This is a genomic window from Streptomyces sp. 13-12-16 (genome assembly GCF_002114215.1).
In the GTDB taxonomy this organism is placed as follows: Bacteria; Actinomycetota; Actinomycetes; order Streptomycetales; family Streptomycetaceae; genus Streptomyces.
The window spans coordinates 1-5,806 of sequence record NZ_NCTE01000147.1; the positions used below are offsets into that span (position 1 = coordinate 1).

Here is a 5,806-nt window from a genome sequence, read left to right on the forward strand (position 1 = left end):
CTGGCGGTGCTGGCCGGGTCCCCGCTGCCGCCGTCGGTGGAGCCCCCGCTGACGCCGGGGGAGCGTGCGGTGCTGCGGGGGCTGGACCGTACGGGGGTGTGAGCCCAGGGGGTTTTCGCCCCCGCCGCCCTTGCCCTCCCCCACTCCCGGCTTCGCTCCTCAAACGCCGGAGGGGCCGGCTTTCAGCCTCTCCGGGGGAGTTCGAGGAGCGGGGTCCGGGGCGGAGCCCCGGTTCCGGGGCGGGAAGGGGCGGCGGGGGCGGCCTGGAATCAGCCCGCGAACAGCGGCTGGGCCACCCCCTTGCCCGCGCCCGGCACCACCAGCAGCGAGCCCGCCAGGGGGTGCGGGGCCGTCAGGCCCACGCGGGCCGTGGTGACGTAGAGGTCCGTCAGGTCGGGCCCACCGAAGGCACAGGCCGTGACGAGGGGGACGGGAAGGGGGATCACCCGGTCCAGCTCCCCGGACGGGGTGTAGCGGCGCACCGCGCCACCGTTCCACAGGGCCACCCACACGCAGCCGTCGGCGTCGACGCACAGTCCGTCGGGAAAGCCCGCCCCGTCCTCGATCACGGCGAACGAGCGGCGGTTCGTGATCCTGCCGTCCGCCTCGCCGACGTCGAAGACGTCGATGCGCCGGGTCGGCGAGTCGATGTAGTACATCAGCCGCCCGTCCGGGCTCCAGCCGGTGCCGTTGCTCACCGCCACGTCGTCGAGGAGGACCTTGACCGTGCCGTCTCCGGTGACCCGGGACAGCGTGCCGCCGCACGGCGCCTCGTCGTACCGCATGGTGCCCGCGAAGAGGCTGCCGTCGGGGGCGACGGCGGCGTCGTTGCCGCGGCGGCCGGGGACGGCCTCGCGGTGCAGCCAGCGGAAGGTGCCGTCGGGGTCGAGCAGGCCGATGCCGTCCCGCAGGTTGAGGACGAGTCCACCGCCCGCCCGGGGCTTGACGGCGCCCACGTGCTGGTCGGTGCGGCGGACCGTGCGCCGGCCGGTGGCCGGGTCCCAGGTGTGGACGCGGGAGCCGAGGATGTCGATCCACAGCAGGCGGCCGGTGGCCGGGTCCCAGGTGGGGCCCTCGCCCAGGGCCGCCTCCGCACGGACGGCGACGTCGTAGGTGTGTGTCATGCCGCGCTCCTGTGACCCAGCCGCTCGGACAGTTCGGCGGCACCCTTCGCGGCGAGCTGCTCCAGCTCGCCGAGCCGCTCGTCGCTCCAGCGGATCATCGGTACGGAGATGGACAGCGCGGCGACCACCTGCCCCGTACGGTCGCGCACCGGGGCGGCGACGCAGGAGACGTCCGGATTGGACTCGCGGCTCTCCACGGCGACGCCCCGGGCACGGATCTCCGCGAGGGCCTCGCGCAGGGCGGCCACGTCGGTGATGCTGTTGGGGGTCATCGCGGGCAGCTCGGCGTCGTCGGGGACGCGCGCGGTGAGTTCGTGCTCGGGAAGGGAGGCCAGCAGCATCTTGCCGACGGAGGTGCAGTGGGCGGGCAGTCTGCGGCCGGCCGCCGACACCATCCGCACCGCGTGGGTGGAGTCCACCTTGGCGATGTAGATGACGTCGGTGTCCTCCAGGATCGCCACGTGCACCGTCTCGTCGCAGGTCTCGGCGACCGAGCGGGCGACCTGCTGGCCCTCGGCGGCGAGGTCGAGGTGCTCGGCGTAGCGGGCGCCGAGCTGGTACGGGCGCACGCCGAGCCGGTAGCGTCCGGGCTGGCCCGCCACCGGGACGATGTACTTCCGGGCGGCGAGCGTGGTCACCAGCTCGTGCACGGTGGTGCGCGGCAACTGGAGCCTGCGCACGATGTCGGGGGCGGAGAGCGTCCCGTCCCCGTCGAGGAAGAGCTCGAGAATGTCGAGAGCCCGGGTCACGGCTGGTACGAGGCGTCCCACGACCGGCCCCCTCCCTATGTGTCTCAGGCGCCTGCGTTCGTTCGAGATTTCAACAGGCGATCGGAATGACGAACACACAGGGTAGCCATACGGGCCGACCCCGGGCAATGGGACGGCCGTTTCCACCGCCGTACGCAGGGAACTCCCGCCCCGGAGCGGCCCCGGTGCGCGACGATGGGTCCCGTGCCCACCGGACGACGCCCCGCCGCCCCGTTCACCCCGCTCGACTTCCAGCTCGTGCTGCTGCGCCGCATGGCCGATCACCAGCCCGGCCCGGTGGAGGACGCCCGGCGCGCACTGGGCGTCTCCCTCACGGACATGCGCGAGGCCAACAAGCGCTGGCAGGCGATGGTCCGCTCACCGCGCTCCCGCCCGGCCCTGACCCGGTACCGGTCCGTGCTCGGCGAGCCGGAGTCCCGGACCCCGCGCAGGATCGGCGACCTGGACTGCGAGGCGTGGCGGTGGCCGGTCCCGCTCTGGCCCTCCCTGCGCTTCGAGGTGCTGGTCCCGGCGGCCGGCGGGGCGGTGTGGAACGAGTGGCTGGTCCGCGCGCCGGGCGCCGAACCGCCCGCCCTGCGCACCGTGGAGGACCTCACGCCCTGGTCCTGCACGGTCGACGAGGCCGCCCGCGCCTTCGCACCCGCCCGCCCCCTGGAGGGCTCGGCCCCGACGCGGTGGGGGCTCGCCTTCACGGCCCCGGACGCGAGCGGCGTACGGCGCGAGGTGGTCGCCGAGTTCACATGGGGACTGCTGCAGCGTACGAGGGTCAGCGGACCGCCGTCTTGAGGATCTCCTCCACGACGCGCGGCACCGACTCCGGGTGCAGCCACAGGAACAGGTTCGGTTCGACCAGTTCCAGCTCCATCACGCGGGGCCGGCCGTCCTCCCCGTCCACGAGGTCGACGCGCGCGTACAGCAGCTCGGGCCCGCCCGGCACGGAGGCCAGCGCCTTCCCGGCGACGGCGACTTCTTCGGGGGTCGGGGTCCAGTCGGTCAGCCCGGGGTGGGCCACCTTGCGCTGGTCGTAGGGGGTGCCGGGGGCGAGGACGGGGCCCTTGCGGCCGGCGTGCAGCAGGCTCCCGCCGAAGTACTGCAGCGCCCGCTCGCCGGTGGTGTCGATGCCGCGCACATAGGGCTGCACCATCGCGGTGAACCCCTCGGCGTGCATCCGCCGCAGGTGCCGTACGGCCGTGTCGTGCTCGTCGGGGGTGTAGCGGGCGGCGAACCGGGCGCCGGCGCCCGAGGTGGGCTTGACGACGAACTCGTGGCCGTCCGGGAGGTCGAGCGGGTCGCCCGCCGCGACGTACCGGGTGTCCACCACCGGCACCCCGGCGGCGGCGAGGTCCCCGAGGTACCGCTTGTCGGTGTTCCAGCGCACCACGTCCGCCGGGTTGGCCAGCCGGGTGAGCGTGCCGCACCGCTCGGCCCACGCGGTGAACTCCGCCGACCGCCAGCTGTAGTCCCAGGTGGAACGGATCACGGCGAGGTCGAAGCGGGCCCAGTCGACGGCGTCGTCGTCCCACACCTCGGCGGACGCCTCGGCCCCGGCCTCCTCCAGCGCCCGTACCAGCCCCGGCAGGTCCCGGTCCTCGGAGACGTCGGGTCCGGGCCGGCAGGTCACGAGCGCGATACGGGGCACGACGACTCACTCCTCCATACGAACAGCCGATCGACGAGCAGGCTAGCAATCGCGCCCGGCGACCCGGCCTCCCCTTCGGTGAGGGCCCGGTACCGGTCGCGGAAACCCGGCAGGCTCCGGTGGCCGGAGCCCGCCCGCCCCCGTCCGGCCCTCGGGATCGGTAGGGCACCCTGGTCCGGCGGGTACCGACCGTCTTCGACCGACAGCGAGCCAAGGAGTACGCCCCGTGTCCTCTCTCTTCCCGGCCCTGACCGACGGCCCGGCCGACCGGCCCGCCCTGCGCTTCGGCGAACGCTCACTGACGTACGGGGAACTCGCCTCGGCGGCCGGCGCGGTGGCCGGGGCCCTGACGGGGGCGCGCCGGGTCGCCGTATGGGCCACGCCCTCGCTCGAGACGGCGGTCGCGGTCACCGCGGCACTGGTCGCGGGGGTGACCGTCGTGCCGCTCAACCCGAAGTCGGGCGGGAAGGAGCTCGGCCACATCCTCTCCGACAGCGCCCCGGACCTGCTCCTCACCGCGCCCGGCGAGGAACCGCCCGCCCCGCTGGGCGGCCTGCCCCGCGTCGATGTGGACCCGGCGGCGCGCGGTGCGCTCCCCGACGACCTCGGGCGGGACCCGGAGGACCCCGCCCTGATCGTCTACACCTCCGGCACCACCGGCCCGCCCAAGGGCGCGGTCATCCCCCGCCGCGCGATCGCCACCACCCTGGACGCCCTCGCCGACGCCTGGCGGTGGACCGGTGACGACGTACTGGTGCACGGGCTGCCGCTGTTCCACGTGCACGGCCTCGTCCTCGGCATCCTCGGCCCGCTGCGGCGCGGCGGCTCCGTGCGTCACCTGGGCGGGTTCACCCCCGAGGGCGTGGCACGCGAGCTGAACGGCGGCGCGAGCATGCTGTTCGGTGTGCCGACGATGTACCACCGCCTCGCGGAGGCGCTGCCCGACGGGCCTGAGCTGGTGAAGGCGCTGGCCGGGGCGCGGCTGCTGGTGTCGGGGTCCGCCGCGCTGCCCGTGCACGACCACGAGCGGATCGCGGCGGCGACCGGGCGGCGGGTCGTCGAGCGGTACGGCATGACGGAGACCCTCATGAACACCAGCGTCCGTGTGGACGGCGAGGCCCGCCCCGGCACGGTGGGCGTGCCGCTGCCGGGCGTGGAGCTGCGGCTGGTGGAGGAGGACGGGTCGCCGGTGGCGTCGTACGACGGTGAGACGGTCGGCGAGATCCAGGTGCGCGGGCCGAACCTGTTCACGGAGTACCTGAACCGGCCCGACGCGACGGCCGCCGCGTTCACGGCCGACGGCTGGTTCCGCACCGGGGACATGGCGGTGCGCGACGCCGACGGGTACGTCCGGATCGTCGGCCGCAAGGCCACCGACCTGATCAAGAGCGGCGGGTACAAGATCGGCGCGGGTGAGATCGAGAACGCCCTGCTGGAGCATCCGGGGGTGCGGGAGGCCGCGGTCACCGGGGAGCCGGACGCCGACCTGGGCGAGCGGATCGTGGCGTGGGTGGTGCCGGCGGATCCGCAGTCCCCGCCCGGCCTGGAGGAGCTGGCCGGCCATGTCGCCGGGCGCCTCGCCCCGCACAAGCGGCCGCGCGTGGTCCACCACCTCGACGCCCTTCCCCGCAACGACATGGGGAAGATCATGAAGCGGGCGCTGTCCCGTGGCTGACCGGCTGTCCGCGCGGGAGGTCGTCGCCCTCCTCACGGACGACTTCACCGAACTCGGCCACCCCGCGGGGGAGCCGTCCCCCGACGGCCCGCTCGGCTGGCCCGGTTACGGCGCCGCCCGCGCCCGTGCCGCCGAACGCACCGGCGAGCAGGAGTCCGTGGTCTGCGGCACCGCGGGCATCGGGGGCACCCGGGCGGTCGTCGTCGCCTTCGAGTTCGGCTTCCTCGGCGGCTCGCTCGGCGAACGCACCGGCGACCGTCTGGTGGCGGCGTACGCCCATGCCCGCAGGCACGGGCTGCCGGTGGTGCCGCTGGTCGCCACCGGGGGCAGCAGGATGCAGGAGGGCATGCTCGCGCTCACCCAGCTCCAGCGGGTGGCGCGGGAGTCGGCGCTCACCCGGGAGGCCGGGCTGCCGCAGATCGCGGTGGTGCGGGATCCGACGACCGGCGGTGGATGGGCCACCCTGGGCGCGGGCGCCGACGTGGTCCTCGCCCTGCCCGGCGCGCAGGTCGGCTTCGCCGGCTCACGGGTGCGGCCGGTGGACGCGGACCCGGCGGCGTACACGGCCGAGGCGCAGGTGGCGGCGGGTGCGGCGGAC

6 protein-coding genes are annotated in these 5,806 nt (G+C 75.0%); 3 read left to right on the forward strand and 3 right to left on the reverse strand.

From position 1 onward, the window contains the following. Positions 1–269: 269 nt before the first annotated feature. Together B7767_RS06905 and B7767_RS06910 are read right to left on the reverse strand one after the other, a co-directional pair. Positions 270–1,124 carry an SMP-30/gluconolactonase/LRE family protein gene (locus tag B7767_RS06905; protein ID WP_085571362.1) on the reverse strand — a complete coding sequence of 285 codons (855 nt, stop codon included), beginning with the start codon at positions 1,122–1,124 and terminating at the stop codon, positions 270–272. After that, positions 1,121–1,894 carry an IclR family transcriptional regulator gene (locus tag B7767_RS06910; protein WP_085571363.1) on the reverse strand — a complete coding sequence of 258 codons (774 nt, stop codon included), beginning with the start codon at positions 1,892–1,894 and terminating at the stop codon, positions 1,121–1,123. Before B7767_RS06910 ends, B7767_RS06905 begins: the two co-directional genes overlap by 4 nt. A 174-nt stretch (positions 1,895–2,068) precedes the next feature. On the opposite strand from B7767_RS06910, the gene B7767_RS06915 reads away from it, so the two are divergent. Continuing rightward, positions 2,069–2,680 carry a hypothetical protein gene (locus B7767_RS06915; protein ID WP_085571364.1) on the forward strand — a complete coding sequence of 204 codons (612 nt, stop codon included), beginning with the start codon at positions 2,069–2,071 and terminating at the stop codon, positions 2,678–2,680. Here the strand turns inward: B7767_RS06915 and B7767_RS06920 are convergent. Next, on the reverse strand, positions 2,661–3,533 hold the full coding sequence (locus tag B7767_RS06920) for a RimK family alpha-L-glutamate ligase (protein ID WP_085571365.1): 873 nt from the start codon (positions 3,531–3,533) through the stop codon (positions 2,661–2,663). The two genes, B7767_RS06915 and B7767_RS06920, sit on opposite strands and share 20 nt — an antisense overlap. A 226-nt stretch (positions 3,534–3,759) precedes the next feature. Here B7767_RS06920 and B7767_RS06925 point away from each other — a divergent pair, with 226 nt between their 5' ends. Further along, a complete protein-coding gene (locus B7767_RS06925) occupies positions 3,760–5,208 on the forward strand; it encodes an acyl-CoA synthetase (protein WP_085571366.1) in 1,449 nt (482 codons plus the stop codon). Further along, positions 5,201–5,806, forward strand: a 606-nt coding sequence (locus tag B7767_RS06930; protein ID WP_306297945.1) for a carboxyl transferase domain-containing protein, incomplete at its 3' end; no start/stop codon positions are given. The genes B7767_RS06925 and B7767_RS06930, both read left to right, overlap by 8 nt.